Below are 14,076 nucleotides of genomic sequence, written 5' to 3'. Positions count from 1 at the left end.
GCCGCGGGGCGGGGCGCGCCGGGGGGCCGGGCGGCGCACGCCCCGCCACGGGGGGCCGGTCCGGCGGCCACCGCCTGACGGGGCGACGGCCGCCGGGGCGCACCACCGCGTGCGCGCCGGCCGCCGACGACCGACCGGGCCGAGCAGCTACGATCTCGCTTCCCTCCCCGGAGCACGTACACCCACTGTCGATGGGCGGCCGCACCATGAACGACCTCCACACCAGCTCGGCGCCCGCGCTCCGCCGCCTGCTGGACCTGCTCGCCTCCGGTGCCGCCACCGAGGACTTCGCCGACGTGCTCGCCGACGCCCGCCGGCAGGGCGCGCCGGCCGCCGTGCTGAGCGAGATCGACGACGCCACCTGGCAGGCGCTGCGGGTCCACCGCACGATGCGCCAGCACCGGCGACGGGAGGCCGAACTGACGGCGCTGTTCGACACCGCCGGCGACCTCGCCGCCTCCCGGGACCTCGACGCCGTGCTGCAGGCGATCGTCCGCCGGGCCCGGATGCTGCTCGGCACCGACACCGCCTATCTGACCCTCCCGGACGAGGGCGCCGGCGACACCTACATGCGGGTCACCGACGGCTCGGTCTCGGTGCTCTTCCAGACCCTGCGGCTCAGCCTCGGCGACGGCCTCGGCGGCCTGGTCGCGCAGACCGCCCGCCCGTACGCCACCCCCGACTACCGCGCCGACGAGCGCTTCCACCACACCGGCACCATCGACGCGGGCGTGCTCGACGAGGGCCTGGTGGCGATCATCGGCGTACCGCTGCTGCTCGGCGGCCGGGTGATCGGCGTGCTGTTCGCCGCCGACCGCTCGCCGCGCGCCTTCTCCCCCGACGAGGTCGCGCTGCTCTGCTCCCTGGCCGCGCATGCCGCGATCGCGCTGGACACCGCCAGGTCGCTCGCCGACACCCGGGCCGCGCTCACCGAGCTGAACAGCGCCAACGAGCTGATCCGCGCCCACTCCGCCGCCGTCCAGCGCGCCGAACAGGGCCACGACCGGCTCACCGACCTGGTGCTGCGCGGGGCCGAGGTGCCGGACGTCGCCGCGGCGGTGGCCGCCCTGCTCGGCGGCGGGATAGCCGTTCTGGACACCGAGGGCGAACCGCTCGCCGGACGGGCCGGCGCGCCGGGCACCGGGCTGGCCGAGGCGGCGGCCGCGTCCCGGGCCGAGGGGCGTGCGGTGCGCCACGGCGGGGCCTGGGTCTGCGCGGTGCTGGCCGGGCAGGAGCAGCTGGGCACCCTGGTGCTGCGCGGCCGCCCGGACCTCGACGACGCCGACCGCCGGCTGTTCGAGCGGGCCGGTGTGGTGACCGCGCTGCTCCTGCTGCTGCGGCGCTCGGTCGCCGAGACCGAGAACCGGGTGCGCGGCGAGCTGCTGGCCGACCTGCTCACCGCCCCCGACCGGGACCCGGCCGGGCTGACCGCGCGCGGCCGCCGGCTGGGCGTGGACCTCGGCCGCCCGCACCTGGTGCTGGTCGCGGAACCGGGCGACGCCCGGGACGCCGGCGCCCGCGCCCGGCTGGCGGGCGCCGCCGGGCGGTACCTGTTCGGCTCGCGGGGCATCAGTGCGGAGCACGGTGAGGCGGTGGTGCTGCTGGTCCCGGACGGGGACGGCGCGGAGGACGGGGGCGCGGACGACGCCGGGGACGGCGCCCAGCGGGCGGCCGGACGGGCCGCCGAGCGGCTGGCCCGGCTGGCCGGGTTCCCGGTCACGGTGGGCGCCGGCCGTCCCGCCGCCGGACCGGTCGCGCTGGCCGCCGCGTACGCCGAGGGGCTGCGCTGCGTCCGGGCGCTGCGGGTGCTCGGCCGGTCCGGCGAGGGCGCCTCGGCACGGGCGCTGGGCTTCCTGGGGGTGCTGCTCGGCGACGGCCACGACGTGGCGGGCTTCGTCCGCGGGACGCTGGGCCCGCTGCTGGAGTACGACGCCCGGCGCGGCACCGAGCTGGTCCGCACCCTGCGCGCGTACTTCGACTGCGGCGGCAGCCTGACCCGGGCCAAGGACGAGCTCCACGTCCACGTGAACACCGTGGTGCAGCGGCTGGACCGGGTCGAGGTGCTGCTCGGCCGGGACTGGAACGGCCCGGAGCGCTCCCTGGAGCTCCAGCTGGCGCTGCGGCTCCAGCTGCTGTCCGGTCCGTGACGCCTCGGGCGTACAGTGGCGAGGTTGGTCTCGAACGCCTGGCAAGGAGCAGCGGTGAGCGAGAACGTGCGGTTCATACGCATGGGCATCGGTGAGGGCGCCGTCCCGTACCAGGAGGCCTGGGAGGAGCAGCAGCGGCTGCACGCCCTGCGGGTCGCGGACGAGATCCCGGACACGGTGCTGCTGCTGGAGCACCAGCCCGTGTACACCATGGGCAAGCGCACCAACCCCGCCGACCTGCCCCTGGACGGCACCCCCGTGGTCGAGGTGAACCGGGGCGGCGAGATCACCTGGCACGGCCCCGGCCAGCTGGTCGGCTACCCGATCGTCAAGCTGCCGGACCCGATCGACGTGATCGCGTACGTGCGGCGGCTGGAGGAGGCGCTGATCCGGGCCGCCGGGGCGTTCGGCGTGGAGACCACCCGGGTCGAGGGCCGCAGCGGGGTCTGGGTGCTGGGCCGTGCCATCCCGGACGCGGTGGTGGACCCGGAGCAGGTGGTCGACATCGGCAGGCTCACCCTGCGGATGGGCCTGCCGCTGGGCATCGACCCGCGGCTGGCCGGGCCCGAGTACGCGCCCTCCAACGCCGGGCAGCGCGGCGACGACCGCAAGCTGGCCGCGATCGGCGTCCGGGTCGCGCGCGGGGTGACCATGCACGGCTTCGCGCTGAACTGCGACCCGGACATGACCTGGTTCGACAGGATCGTGCCCTGCGGCATCCGGGACGCCGGGGTCGCCTCGCTGGCCGGCGAGCTGGGCCGGGGCTTCCCCGTCTCCGAGGCGCTGCCGCTGGTCGAGAAGCACCTGGCCGAGGTGTTCGCCGAGCTCCCGGAGCCGGCCCCCGGCCGCTGAGGCCCGCCCCCCGGACGGATCCCGGGAATCTACCCGCCGGTAGCCCTGTTGCCCTGCGATTGCGGGGCCGCAGCCCCGGCGAAGGCCGTACAAGCACAGGCGTACCCTGGGGGTACCCCGTCTAGTTCTAGGAGTCGCACGTGTCCGCTGTCGCACCCGACGGCAGGAAGCTTCTCCGCCTGGAGGTCCGCAACAGCGAGACCCCCATCGAGCGGAAGCCCGAGTGGATCAAGACCCGCGCGAAGATGGGCCCGGAGTACAACGCCCTCCAGTCGCTGGTGAAGAAGGAGGGGCTGCACACGGTCTGCCAGGAGGCCGGCTGCCCCAACATCTTCGAGTGCTGGGAGGACCGCGAGGCGACCTTCCTCATCGGCGGTGACCAGTGCACCCGCCGCTGCGACTTCTGCCAGATCGACACCGGCAAGCCCGCCGAGTTCGACCGGGACGAGCCGCGCCGCGTCGCCGAGTCCATCGTCACCATGGACCTGAACTACGCCACCATCACCGGTGTCGCCCGTGACGACCTGCCGGACGGCGGCGCCTGGCTGTACGCCGAGACCGTGCGCCAGGTGCACGCGATGACCGCCGGCCGCGAGGGCGGCCGCACCGGCGTCGAGCTGCTGATCCCGGACTTCAACGCGGTGCCGGAGCAGCTGGCCGAGGTCTTCTCGTCCCGCCCCGAGGTGCTGGCGCACAACGTCGAGACGGTGCCGCGGATCTTCAAGCGGATCCGCCCCGCCTTCCGCTACGAGCGCTCGCTGGACGTCATCACCCAGGCGCGCGCCGCCGGGCTGGTCACCAAGTCCAACCTGATCCTGGGCATGGGCGAGACCCGCGAGGAGGTCAGCCAGGCGCTGGCCGACCTGGTCGGCGCCGGCTGCGAGCTGATCACCATCACCCAGTACCTGCGCCCCTCGCTGCGCCACCACCCGGTGGAGCGGTGGGTCAAGCCGCAGGAGTTCGTCGAGCTGCAGGAGGAGGCCGAGGAGCTCGGCTTCGCCGGCGTGATGTCCGGTCCGCTGGTCCGCTCGTCGTACCGCGCCGGGCGGCTGTACCGGCAGGCGCTGGAGCGCCGCGCGCAGGCCTCGGTCTGAGCACGGGCCGGGCGGACGCGGGTGCGCGCACCTGAGCGCGTCCGGGCGCGTTGAACGCGTCCGGCGCATTCGAGCCATCGGAAGGGCGGAGCCTCGGCTCCGCCCTTCCGCGTTCACTCCGCTTTGACTGCCAGGTCACGGGCTGGTAACACGGGGTGGTGATGATGGACTCGTCGCGATTGTTCGATTCTTCTCAGCCACGGCCGCGGCCGCGAGGGGAGCTGTTCGGCATGGAGATGCGGATCCGGTCGGTGGGGGTCGCGCTGCGGTTCGCCGAGAGCGTCCTGCTGTCCGGCGGACAGCGACGGGCCCGGCACAACGCCTGGGCGGCGGTGTGCGAGGACCGCCGGCACGCGGCCGACCGCCGGCACGACGCGCTGGCGTCGGGGGCGGCGAACGGCCCCGCGAACGGCCCCGCGGCCGGGCCGTCGACGGGCAGGCCGGCGGGCCGGCCGGGGCGCCGGCAGCCCCTTCCGTAGGGGCACACGGGTCACGGTTCGGGGCGAACGGGCACCCGGGCTTGGATATCCCGTACCCACGCCACGTACCATGAGCGTTATGGCGAGGGAAACATCCGAGAACCCCGGGCGGCTGAAGCAGATCCGCCTGGCGTACACCATGACCAAGAAGGTCGACACCAAGATCGGCCTGATCATCGCCGGCGTCGGCCTGCTGACCTTCGGCGTGTTCCTCGCCATCGGCTTCGCGATCGAGCACCCCGTCTACCTGGGCATCCTGGGCTTCATCGTGGCCTTCCTGGCCATGGCGATCGTCTTCGGGCGCCGGGCCGAGCGCGCCGCGTTCGGGCAGATGGAGGGGCAGCCGGGCGCCGTCGCGGCGGTGCTGAACAACATCCGGCGCGGCTGGAGCGCGAACTCCACCCCGGTGGCCGTCACCCGCAGCCAGGACGCGGTCTACCGCGCCGTGGGCCGGGCCGGCATCGCGCTGATCGGTGAGGGCAACCCGAACCGGGTCCGCCAGCTGCTCGCGTCGGAGAAGAAGAAGATGGCCCGGGTCGTCGGCGACGTGCCGGTGCACGACATCGTGGTGGGCAACGGCGAGGGCGAGGTCCCGCTCAAGAAGCTGCAGATCCACCTGATGCGTCTGCCGCGCGCCATCACGCCCGCCCAGGTCACCGAGACCAACGACCGCCTGCGCGCGCTGGGCGACCTGCTCTCCAAGGCGCCCATCCCCAAGGGCCCGATGCCCAAGGGCGCCCGGATGCCCAAGGGCGGCCAGGTCCGCTGACCCTCCCCGTCGACAGCACGAGAACGGCCCCGCCGCGGAAGCTCCGCGGCGGGGCCGTTCGACGTTCTCCGGCTCGGCGTGCGCCGCTCAGATCCGGACCTCGACCGTGCCGACCGCCTTGTCGTGCAGCCCCCGGGTGTCCCGGTCCCAGACCAGCGCCGGCACCAGCAGGCAGAGCAGCAGGGTGCGCAGCATCACCTGCGGGATGGTCGCCCGGCTGCCGTCCAGGCGGACGACCCGCAGCCCGAACAGCCGCTTGCCGACGGTCGTCCCGGTGGTGGCGAGCAGCAGCACGGTGACGGCGAAGAACAGCGGGGTGGTCCACATGTTCGCCGAGGACGCCGAGCCCTTGCCGATCAGCCCGTAGGCGACCAGGGCGACCAGCCAGCCGTCGACGAACAGCGCGCCCATCCGGCGGCCGGGGCCGGCGATCGAACCGGGGCCCTCCTTGGGCAGTCCGAGGCGCTCACCGCGGTACCCGAAGTCGGCACCCATCTTCTCGGCGGCCGCCTTCGGGCCGTCGATCCACGATCCCAACGCTTCTCTGGTGTCCACGAATCCACACTAACCGGGCGAACGCCGGGGACGGCCACCGCCTCCCCCGCCGGGCCCGCCACCGAAGAGTGAATCGGCCCTCGCCGGCTTTCCACCCCTCCCCCCGCTGGTCTAGACCATTCCGGGGACCCCACCTGGCCCGGCAGGGCGTTTTGTCCAGCCCCGTACGGCTTTGCCACCCGCCCGGCGGTGGCGGTTAACATTCAGGAAACGAGTGGGTCACCGGACGGAAACGGCCCGTTCCTAGGGTGAGCCCCATTCGCAACACCGAGGAGGATGGATGTTCAACAACGCCGCCGAAGTGAAGCAGTTCATCCAGGACAACGACGTGAAGTTCGTCGACGTCCGCTTCTGCGACCTGCCGGGCGTCTTGCAGCACTTCTCCGTACCCGCGGCGACGTTCGACCCGTCCGAGATCCTGATGTTCGACGGCTCGTCGATCCGCGGCTTCCAGGCCATCCACGAGTCCGACATGGCCCTCGTCCCGGACCTCGCCACCGCCCGGCTCGACCCGTTCCGCCAGGAGAAGCACCTCAATATCAACTTCTTCATCCAGGACCCGGTGACCGGCGAGGCCTACAGCCGCGACCCGCGCAACGTCGCCAAGAAGGCCGAGGCCTACCTCGCCTCCTCCGGCATCGCGGACACCGCGTTCTTCGGCCCCGAGGCCGAGTTCTACGTCTTCGACTCGGTCCGGTTCGACACCAGCGCCAACGCCTCGTACTACCACATCGACTCCGAGGCCGGCGCCTGGAACAGCGGCTCCACCGAGGGCGACGTCCGCGGCTACAAGGTCAAGTACAAGGGCGGCTACTTCCCCGTCCCGCCGGTCGACCACTTCGCCGACCTGCGCGCCGAGATGTCCCTGGAGCTGGCCCGGGCCGGCCTGGAGGTCGAGCGCCAGCACCACGAGGTCGGCACGGCCGGCCAGGCGGAGATCAACTACCGGTTCAACACCCTGCTGCACGCCGCCGACGACCTGATGCTGTTCAAGTACATCATCAAGAACGTCGCCTGGCGGAACGGCAAGACGGCCACCTTCATGCCGAAGCCGATCTTCGGCGACAACGGCTCGGGCATGCACGTCCACCAGTCGCTGTGGACCGAGGGCTCGCCGCTCTTCTACGACGAGCAGGGCTACGCGGGCCTCTCCGACACGGCCCGCTACTACATCGGCGGCCTGCTCAAGCACGCCCCGTCGCTGCTCGCCTTCACCAACCCCTCGGTGAACTCCTACCACCGCCTGGTCCCCGGCTTCGAGGCCCCGGTCAACCTGGTCTACTCCCAGCGCAACCGCTCCGCCGCGATCCGCATCCCCATCACCGGGTCCAACGCCAAGGCCAAGCGCATCGAGTTCCGCGCCCCCGACCCCTCCTCCAACCCGTACCTGGCCTTCGCCGCCATGCTGATGGCGGGCCTGGACGGCATCAAGAACAAGATCGAACCGCTGGAGCCGGTCGACAAGGACCTCTACGAACTGGCCCCCGAGGACCACGCCAACGTCCCCCAGGTCCCGTCCTCCCTCCCGGCCGTCCTGGAGGCCCTCGAAGCCGACCACGAGTACCTGCTCGCCGGCAACGTCTTCACCCCGGACCTCATCGAGACCTGGATCGACTTCAAGCGCACCCAGGAGATCGCCCCGATCGCCCTGCGCCCCCACCCGCACGAGTTCGAGCTCTACTACGACCTGTAGGAGGCAGCTCCGACCCGCGGGCACGCGGGCCGGAGTCCTCCCGCTTCCGCGGGCCGGCACGGCGCCGGCCCGCGGAGGCGGCGGCCGGCGTCGGTCGTGCCGTCCGGGCGAGGCCGCTCAGGCGGGCTCGGGCTGGCGGCCGGCGGGCCGCTCCAGGTAGCGGGCCGTCATCAGGTGGGAGAAGCCCATGATGGTCTCCTGCGGGCTGACACCGGTGGCGCCCGGCAGCACGCTCGCGTCGCACAGCCGCAGGTTCGTGAAGCCGTGCGGGCGGCCCTGGGCGTCGCACACTCCGCCCAGGGCGGGTGGGCCCATCGGGCAGGACGCCATGGCGTGGACGGAGATCAGGTCCCAGCTCTCGGGCCGGCCGTGCCGCGCGAAGTCGGCCGTCTGCGCGGCGGTGGTCAGCCCGGCGGGTGCGGGCGGCAGCAGTTCGACCGCACCGGCCTCCAGGAGGAGTTCGGCGGTGTGCCGGAAGGCGCAGCGCAGGAGGTCCCGGTCGCTCCCGGTCAGGCGGTGCCGCAGGACCGCCCCGAGGCCGGGGACGGCCAGCAGCCGTGCGGTGCCCCGGACGCTCACCTGGGTCGTGTAGACCGCGATCCGGTCCAGCTGGGCCAGCACCCGGTCGACGGTCCCGGCGGGGTGGGCGGCCAGCGCCGCCGCGAGCGACCCCGCCGTGAGGTTCGCGGGCATCACCCGCACGCCCCGGTCGGCGAACTCCTGCAACTGCGCGGTGAAGATGGTGCCCTCGGTGGCCCGGACGGACTCGGCGAACCGCGCCACCGTGCGGAAGTTGACGTGGAACGCGATGGCCCGGCCCGGGCCGCGCCCGCCGATGGCGCTGCGCCGCAGCAGCAGCGCGCTGCCGATCGGACCCGCGGCCAGGAACACCGTCCGCGGCAGGTAGCGCAGCCGTCGGCCGTCACGCAGGGCGTGCACGGCCGTGACCCGGGTGCCGTCGTGTTCGAGCCGGACGACCCGGGTGTCGGGCTCGACGACCGCCGCGAGCCGTTCGGCGGCGGGCAGGTAGCTCACCAGCATGCTCTGTTTGGCCCCGGTGGGGCAGCCGGTGACGCACCGGTTGGCGTGCCGGCAGCCCCGGACCGCCCGGCGGGCCGGTGCCCAGCGCCAGCCGAGCCGGTCGGCCGCCTGGGCGAGCAGCACCGAGTCGCGGTTCCCCCGCCCCGGCGGCTGGTCGGCGACCCCGAGGCGCCGCTCCGCCTCGGCCAGGTGGGGGGCGAGGTGACGGGTCCGGAAGCCGTCGACGCCGGCGGACGCCCAGCACTCCAGCAGGTGTTCGGGGGGACGCCAGAACAGCCCTCCGTTGACCACGGTGGTTCCCCCGACGCAACACCCCTCCCCGAAGGGGATGGTGGGTGCGCCGTGGATGGGCACCAGACCGCCCTGGCGGTACAGCAGCCGCAGGTTCTCCGCCGGGGACGCCCGGGTGATCCGCGCCTGCGGCACGAGCGGGCCCTCCTCCAGGACGCGGACCTCCCGGCCCGCGCCGGCGAGCTCCAGGGCCGCCGCGCTGCCTCCGGCCCCCGAGCCGATCACCAGGGCGTCGCAGCGGACGGTGCGGACGGTCCCGCTCACCGGAGCTCCTGCCGCGGCGTGGTGGAGGGCCCGTCCAGTGCGCCGTGCAGGGCCAGCACGAGGCTCACCCTGAGCAGTTCGGCGCAGCCGGGCACCGCGGACAGCCGGTCGGCGACCCGTTGCCGGCGGGCCCGGTCCGGGGTGCCCCGCAGCGGGCCCGTCGGGTCCACGAGGAGGACGGCGACCGGCAGCACCCGCATCAGCAGGGCGAACACCGAGCGGTACGGCCCCGGGAGGGCGGCCAGGGTGGCGGCGGTGTGCCGGACCGCCGCGGCCTGGCGGGACGGCTCGGACAGCGCCGTGCAGCGGTCCGCCCAGAGCGGCGGGAGCCCGGCGGAGCGCACCCGCCGCTCCCAGGCCCGCAGGCGGCGGTGCTCCCGCGCGGTGCGGAAGCCTTCGGCGGGCGGTGCGGGGCGGGGCGCCGGGGAGCTCATGCGGGCCGGGGAGCTCATGCGGTGACCTTCTCCCTGGCCAGGCCCGCCAGCAGACGGGGCATCCCCCTGGCCAGCACCGCGTCCAGGGACGCCAGGAAGAGGTCGAGGTCGGAGTCCTCGGCCACCAGGGGAGGTGCGGCGATCAGGGGGAGGTCGTGGTTGGAGCCGTAGTAGGTGAGCACGCCGTGGTCGCGGTAGAGGGCGGCGACCACGGCCGCGGTGGCCAGCTTGGCCCCGGCCTGCGGGTCGCGCGCGAAGGAGGACGGCAGCAGGCGCAGCGCGTGGTCCAGGGCGGCCGGACCGTGGCGCAGCACGACGCCCTGGAGGGCGCCGGCGCCGCGCACCTCGGCGATCAGGCGCGGGTGGCCGGCGGCGAGGGCGGTGAGGCCGCGGCGCAGCCGCTCGCCGAGGCGGCGCGCCCTGGCCGGGTAGTCGTCCTCGACCGCGATCGCCACGGCCTCCAGCGCGGTGACCGTCTCCTCCCCGAACCCGTAGTAGGTGGTGCTGTGCAGGGTGGCGTCGGGGAGCGCGTCGTAGGCCCTGCGGAAGACGGGCTCCCTGGCCACGTAGCCGGAGATGGACGCCTTGCCGCCGCCGAAGGACTTGGAGGTGGTCACGACGTCCGGGACCAGGCCGGGGTGGCGCATGAAGTGGAAGAGCGAACCGGTCCTGCCCCAGGAGGTGTAGACCTCGTCGAAGATCAGGACGATGTCGCGCTCGGTGCACAGCCGGCGCGCCTCGCGCAGGAACTCCTCCGAGCACGCGCGGAGACTGGAAGCGCTGAAGGGTTCCAGGACCAGCGCGTAGACGTCGCTCCCGCCCTCGGGCGTGGTGTGCCGCTCCAGGGCCAGTTCGAGCGAGGGGAGGTCGTCGAAGGCGAAGGCGTCCGTGCCGGGGATCCGCGGGAAGGTGAAGTGCACCTCCGGCGAGGCGGTCAGGCTTCCGGCGCCGAGCAGCTTGCCGTGGAAGGCAATGTCGGTGTGCAGAACGGTGCCGCGATGGCCGCGGTGGTACTTGTACGCCATCTTGAGGGCGCCCTCGACGGCCTCCGCGCCCGAGTTGGGGAAGTAGCTGACGTCCAGGTCGGCGGGCAGCAGCTGGGCGAGGTTGTGCCCGAGTGCGGCGACGTACGGCGAGAGGTAGTTCTTGTGCACCTCCATCCGCCGGAGTTCCTGGAAGCGTCGGCGGGCGGCCAGGATGCGGGGGTGGTTGTGGCCGTGGTTCAGCACGCCGATCCCGCCGGTGAAGTCCAGCACCCGCCGCCCGTCGCGCAGGGTGATCCAGCAGCCCGAGGCGCTGTCCACGACGTCGCGGCCGAACCCGAAGGCGGAGAGCAGCGTCACCTGGCCCCGGCTGACATGACGGCGGTAGAGCTCGTGCACCCGCGCGACCGGCATCCGCTCGCAATCCTCGGCGCTGATCAGGGAGTTCATGGCGTCCCCTCCTCGGGGCCGGACTGCGGACCGGCGCCGGGCCCGGCGCCGGGAGGTCGTGGACCGGGGGCGGTGCGCATCCGGTCGGCGATCAGGCGGCCGACGTGCCGCCCCTGCCGCACGGCGTAGTTGGTGCCCCGGTCCTGGGGGTAGACCTGGGCCATGCCGGCCAGGTAGAGCCCCGGCACGTCGGTCTCCATCGCCGGGATGCGCTCGGAGTAGTGCGGGGTGACGACCGGCTGGGCGTGGTCGGCCCGCCAGACGTAGTAGTGCCGGACCCAGTCGCGGTGGAACTGCGGGAACATCCGGCTCAGATGCGGAAGGCTCGCGCGGAACACCGCGTCGTCGTCCATCCGGTACAGCTCGGCGCTGGTCGGAAGGTAGGCGGACAGGTAGACCAGGTGACTCCCGGCGTAGGCGTCACAGGCCTCCAGGTTGGTGTGCTCGATCACGCCGACGTAGGGGAACGACGGGTCGGTGACGTTGAGCCAGTAGGTGTCCGAGAGGGACCGGTCGTTCTGCAGCACCAGGCACAGGTTGGCGAGGTAGGGGATGGCGGACAGGCGCCGGCGGACGGCGGGAACGTCCGGATGGGGCGGCGGTCCGGTGGCGGCGGGGGCGAGGAGGCCGGCGAGCAGATCCGGTGCCGTGGTGGCCAGGACCCGCCGTGCGGGCAGGACGCCGCTCCCGGTGCGGACCCCGCACACCCCGCGGTCGTCGGTCAGGACCTGCCGCACCGGCGTGCTCGTGCAGATCCGCACGCCCAGCTCGGAGAGGCGCGCGACCCAGGCGTCCAGCAGGGCGGCGCAGCCACCCCGCAGGTAGTAGAGGACCTCGCGGCCGCTGTGGGACCGGCTGCCGCCGCGCAGGTGGAGCTTGGTCCACATCCAGGTGGCGCCCACCTCGGTCGCGTACTGGCCGAACTTGCCTTCCAGCAGCGGTCGCCAGACCGTCTCGTAGACCCGCGGTCCGCTCAGGTCCAGCAGCCATTCGCGGGCCGTGAGGCCCTCCAGGTCCCGCCAGTGCTTCACCCGGTGGGCACGCACCGCGGACCAGCCCAGCCGGACCCGGTCGGGCAGCGGGAGGGGCGCGAAGCGCAGCACGTCCCACGGGCTCGACAACCGGTACACCGAGTTCGCGTAGTAGACGCCGGTCCGGGTCCGGTGCGGCTGGAGGAGGTGGGAGCAGCCGAGTTCCGCGCACAGCCCCCGGACCTCCAGATCGGAGGAGAACCAGTGGTGGTAGAAGCGTTCGAGCCGGGCTCCCCCGGCCTCGAACGACCCTGCCAGGCCGCCGACGTACGGCTCACGCTCCAGCACCCGGCAGGCCACCCCGGCCCGGGCGAGCTCGTGGGCGGCGGCCAGGCCGGTGAACCCGCCGCCGATCACCAGGACTTCGTCGCCGGGCGCCGGGGCCGCGCTGTTCTCGGACATGCTGCTCCCTTCGAACCCTCCGGTGCCGTGCCGTCCGAAGGGGATGGGTCGGGGAGGTGCGGGGGAGGTGCGGGCGGCGCGGGCCGGGCCCCGCCGGCATCGGAGGCGTTCTGCGCCCCGTCACGACCCGCGGCGGCCGGGGACCGGGTGGCGTGCCGTCCCGCCGGAGGGGACGCCGCGGGGAGGGCACCGGAACCGCCGCCGGCGATTCCGGCTCCCAGTAGACGCTAGCACCGCGCCCGGCCCCCGGCCTGCGGAAGGGCCGTTGACCTGCTGCGATCGACCGGAGCGAGGCCGCTCCGGTTGCCCCGGCCGTCGCGCGGCCGACATCATCGAGGCGGGAACCGGTCGCGTCGGCGGCCGTCGTGTCCGATCAGGAAGGCGACCGGGAAGCGATCGAGAAGCGACCGGGAAGGCCGGGAGGACCGGGAGGGCGAGGACCGATGGACGCCACGCCACCGCAGCCGCTGCGCTACGCCGTCGGACTGCCCAACAGGCGCGAGTACGCGGATCCCCGCCTGCTCCGCGAACTGGCGGTGCTGGCCGAACGGTCCGGCTGGGACGGCTTCTTCCTCTGGGACGGCCAGGTCGCGGAACACCCGGACGAGCACGTCACCGACTCGTGGACCACGCTCGCCGCGATCGCCGCCGACACGGAGCGCCTGCGGCTCGGCGTCATGGTGAGCGTGCTCGCCCTCAAGCGCCCCGCCGAAGTCGCCCGCGCGACCGTCGCGTTGGACCTCCTCAGCGGTGGACGGCTGGTCTTCGGCGCCGGTCTGGGGTCCTCCGCCGCGGAGTTCCGGGCGCTGGGCCACGATCCGGACCCGCGGGTGCGTGCGGAGAAGCTGGACGAGGCCCTCCACGTCCTCGACGGGCTGTGGGCGGGGCGGCCGTTCACCTTCCACGGCCGCTGGTTCACGGTCACGGACCTCGCCTTCCAGCCGGTGAGCCCGCAACGTCCTCGCATCCCGGTGTGGATCGCGGGCACCTGGCCCTCGCGGCGCCCCATGCGGCGGGCCGCGCGCTGGGACGGCGTCTTCCCCACCCGGGCGGGGGTGGGGCACACCCAGATGATGCCTCCCGCCGACCTGGAGGCCGTGGTCTCCTACGTCCGCGCCCACCAGGGCGCCCGGAACGGGCCGTTCGACGTCGTGATGGAGGGCCGGACGTCCGGGGTCCGGCGGGAGGACGACGCGCTGGTCGTCGCCCCGTACCGGGCGGCCGGCCTGACCTGGTGGGTGGAGAAGCTGGGCTGGTTCCGGGGCCCGGTCGGCCTCGTCCGCGCCCGGATCGGGTCCGGACCCCCGAGCGGGACCCGGCGGCGGAGCTGAGGGGGCCACCGTCCGGTTCGACCGGGCGCGGGCCCTCCCGGCGAAACCCGGTGGCCGGGGCGGCGTCCGGGGCACCAGACTTGGCGCATGGCGACGAGGAGCGGGGCGGCGCGCAAGATCACGCCGACGGTGTACGTGTCGGTGGACGTCGAGGCGGACGGTCCGATCCCCGGCCCCTACTCGATGCTGAGCTTCGGAAGACCGACGCGGTGACGGGTGCTCCGCTCGCTGGTGGTGTGTTCCAGCTGTGGGAGGAGACC

Annotated in this window: 13 protein-coding genes; 8 read left to right on the top strand and 5 right to left on the bottom strand. The window is 73.9% G+C overall.

The genetic code is table 11. From position 1 onward, the window contains the following. Positions 1-206: 206 nt before the first annotated feature. The 5 genes from ACFXAM_RS32735 to ACFXAM_RS32715 all read left to right on the top strand — a co-directional run bounded on the left by ACFXAM_RS32735 (position 207) and on the right by ACFXAM_RS32715 (position 5,341). Positions 207-2,147: a helix-turn-helix domain-containing protein gene (locus tag ACFXAM_RS32735; RefSeq protein ID WP_380296780.1), complete on the top strand. Its 1,941-nt coding sequence runs from the start codon at positions 207-209 to the stop codon at positions 2,145-2,147. Between the two features lie 81 nt (positions 2,148-2,228). Continuing rightward, on the top strand, positions 2,229-2,999 hold the full coding sequence (lipB, locus tag ACFXAM_RS32730) for a lipoyl(octanoyl) transferase LipB (RefSeq protein ID WP_380296778.1): 771 nt from the start codon (positions 2,229-2,231) through the stop codon (positions 2,997-2,999). 140 nt (positions 3,000-3,139) lie between these two features. Further along, entirely contained in the window at positions 3,140-4,093 is a 954-nt protein-coding gene (lipA, locus tag ACFXAM_RS32725) for a lipoyl synthase (RefSeq protein ID WP_350566845.1), read from the top strand. 230 nt (positions 4,094-4,323) lie between these two features. Next, positions 4,324-4,572, top strand: a complete 249-nt coding sequence (locus ACFXAM_RS32720; RefSeq protein ID WP_380296776.1) for a hypothetical protein — start codon at positions 4,324-4,326, stop codon at positions 4,570-4,572. 79 nt (positions 4,573-4,651) lie between these two features. Continuing rightward, complete coding sequence (locus ACFXAM_RS32715) at positions 4,652-5,341, top strand: DUF4191 domain-containing protein (protein WP_380296774.1); 690 nt, start codon at positions 4,652-4,654, stop codon at positions 5,339-5,341. Between the two features lie 87 nt (positions 5,342-5,428). On the opposite strand, the gene ACFXAM_RS32710 is transcribed toward ACFXAM_RS32715, so the two are convergent. Further along, on the bottom strand, positions 5,429-5,896 hold the full coding sequence (locus tag ACFXAM_RS32710; protein ID WP_380296773.1) for an RDD family protein: 468 nt from the start codon (positions 5,894-5,896) through the stop codon (positions 5,429-5,431). Between the two features lie 280 nt (positions 5,897-6,176). Here ACFXAM_RS32710 and glnA point away from each other — a divergent pair, with 280 nt between their 5' ends. After that, positions 6,177-7,589: a type I glutamate--ammonia ligase gene (glnA, locus tag ACFXAM_RS32705; RefSeq protein WP_380296772.1), complete on the top strand. Its 1,413-nt coding sequence runs from the start codon at positions 6,177-6,179 to the stop codon at positions 7,587-7,589. A 117-nt stretch (positions 7,590-7,706) separates the two neighbouring features. Here the strand turns inward: glnA and ACFXAM_RS32700 are convergent, their stop codons facing one another. The 4 genes from ACFXAM_RS32700 to ACFXAM_RS32685 are packed head-to-tail and all read right to left on the bottom strand — an operon-like array spanning position 7,707 to position 12,485. Beyond that, positions 7,707-9,185: a GMC family oxidoreductase N-terminal domain-containing protein gene (locus ACFXAM_RS32700; RefSeq protein WP_380296770.1), complete on the bottom strand. Its 1,479-nt coding sequence runs from the start codon at positions 9,183-9,185 to the stop codon at positions 7,707-7,709. After that, the gene (locus ACFXAM_RS32695; RefSeq protein ID WP_380296768.1) at positions 9,182-9,637 is read right to left on the bottom strand and encodes a hypothetical protein; all 456 of its coding nucleotides are present in this window, start codon (positions 9,635-9,637) and stop codon (positions 9,182-9,184) included. The genes ACFXAM_RS32700 and ACFXAM_RS32695 overlap by 4 nt, the downstream gene beginning before the upstream one ends. After that, complete coding sequence (locus ACFXAM_RS32690; RefSeq protein WP_380296766.1) at positions 9,634-11,052, bottom strand: aspartate aminotransferase family protein; 1,419 nt, start codon at positions 11,050-11,052, stop codon at positions 9,634-9,636. The genes ACFXAM_RS32695 and ACFXAM_RS32690 overlap by 4 nt, the downstream gene beginning before the upstream one ends. Beyond that, complete coding sequence (locus tag ACFXAM_RS32685) at positions 11,049-12,485, bottom strand: NAD(P)/FAD-dependent oxidoreductase (protein WP_380296765.1); 1,437 nt, start codon at positions 12,483-12,485, stop codon at positions 11,049-11,051. The genes ACFXAM_RS32690 and ACFXAM_RS32685 overlap by 4 nt, the downstream gene beginning before the upstream one ends. 443 nt (positions 12,486-12,928) lie before the next feature. On the opposite strand from ACFXAM_RS32685, the gene ACFXAM_RS32680 reads away from it, so the two are divergent. Both ACFXAM_RS32680 and ACFXAM_RS32675 read left to right on the top strand, forming a co-directional pair. After that, positions 12,929-13,816 carry an LLM class flavin-dependent oxidoreductase gene (locus ACFXAM_RS32680; protein ID WP_380296763.1) on the top strand — a complete coding sequence of 296 codons (888 nt, stop codon included), beginning with the start codon at positions 12,929-12,931 and terminating at the stop codon, positions 13,814-13,816. An 87-nt stretch (positions 13,817-13,903) separates the two neighbouring features. Continuing rightward, positions 13,904-14,029, top strand: a complete 126-nt coding sequence (locus ACFXAM_RS32675) for a hypothetical protein (RefSeq protein WP_380296762.1) — start codon at positions 13,904-13,906, stop codon at positions 14,027-14,029. Positions 14,030-14,076 lie beyond the last annotated feature (47 nt).

The sequence above is a fragment of the Kitasatospora sp. NPDC059462 genome, from assembly GCF_042749955.1.
Taxonomy (GTDB): domain Bacteria; phylum Actinomycetota; class Actinomycetes; order Streptomycetales; family Streptomycetaceae; genus Kitasatospora.
The sequence above is the reverse complement of the archived record's forward strand: the minus strand, read 5'-3'. Positions and strand labels throughout refer to the sequence as shown.

What these genes read in the sequence shown, in the direction of transcription:
- ACFXAM_RS32680 (WP_380296763.1), top strand. Translation starts at nt 12,929, where the DNA reads ATGGACGCCACGCCACCGCAGCCGCTGCGCTACGCCGTCGGACTGCCC.
- ACFXAM_RS32720 (WP_380296776.1), top strand. Translation starts at nt 4,324, where the DNA reads ATGGAGATGCGGATCCGGTCGGTGGGGGTCGCGCTGCGGTTCGCCGAG.
- ACFXAM_RS32675 (WP_380296762.1), top strand. Translation starts at nt 13,904, where the DNA reads ATGGCGACGAGGAGCGGGGCGGCGCGCAAGATCACGCCGACGGTGTAC.
- ACFXAM_RS32695 (WP_380296768.1), bottom strand. Translation starts at nt 9,637, where the DNA reads ATGAGCTCCCCGGCCCGCATGAGCTCCCCGGCGCCCCGCCCCGCACCG.
- ACFXAM_RS32690 (WP_380296766.1), bottom strand. Translation starts at nt 11,052, where the DNA reads ATGAACTCCCTGATCAGCGCCGAGGATTGCGAGCGGATGCCGGTCGCG.
- glnA (WP_380296772.1), top strand. Translation starts at nt 6,177, where the DNA reads ATGTTCAACAACGCCGCCGAAGTGAAGCAGTTCATCCAGGACAACGAC.
- ACFXAM_RS32685 (WP_380296765.1), bottom strand. Translation starts at nt 12,485, where the DNA reads ATGTCCGAGAACAGCGCGGCCCCGGCGCCCGGCGACGAAGTCCTGGTG.
- lipB (WP_380296778.1), top strand. Translation starts at nt 2,229, where the DNA reads ATGGGCATCGGTGAGGGCGCCGTCCCGTACCAGGAGGCCTGGGAGGAG.
- ACFXAM_RS32735 (WP_380296780.1), top strand. Translation starts at nt 207, where the DNA reads ATGAACGACCTCCACACCAGCTCGGCGCCCGCGCTCCGCCGCCTGCTG.
- ACFXAM_RS32715 (WP_380296774.1), top strand. Translation starts at nt 4,652, where the DNA reads ATGGCGAGGGAAACATCCGAGAACCCCGGGCGGCTGAAGCAGATCCGC.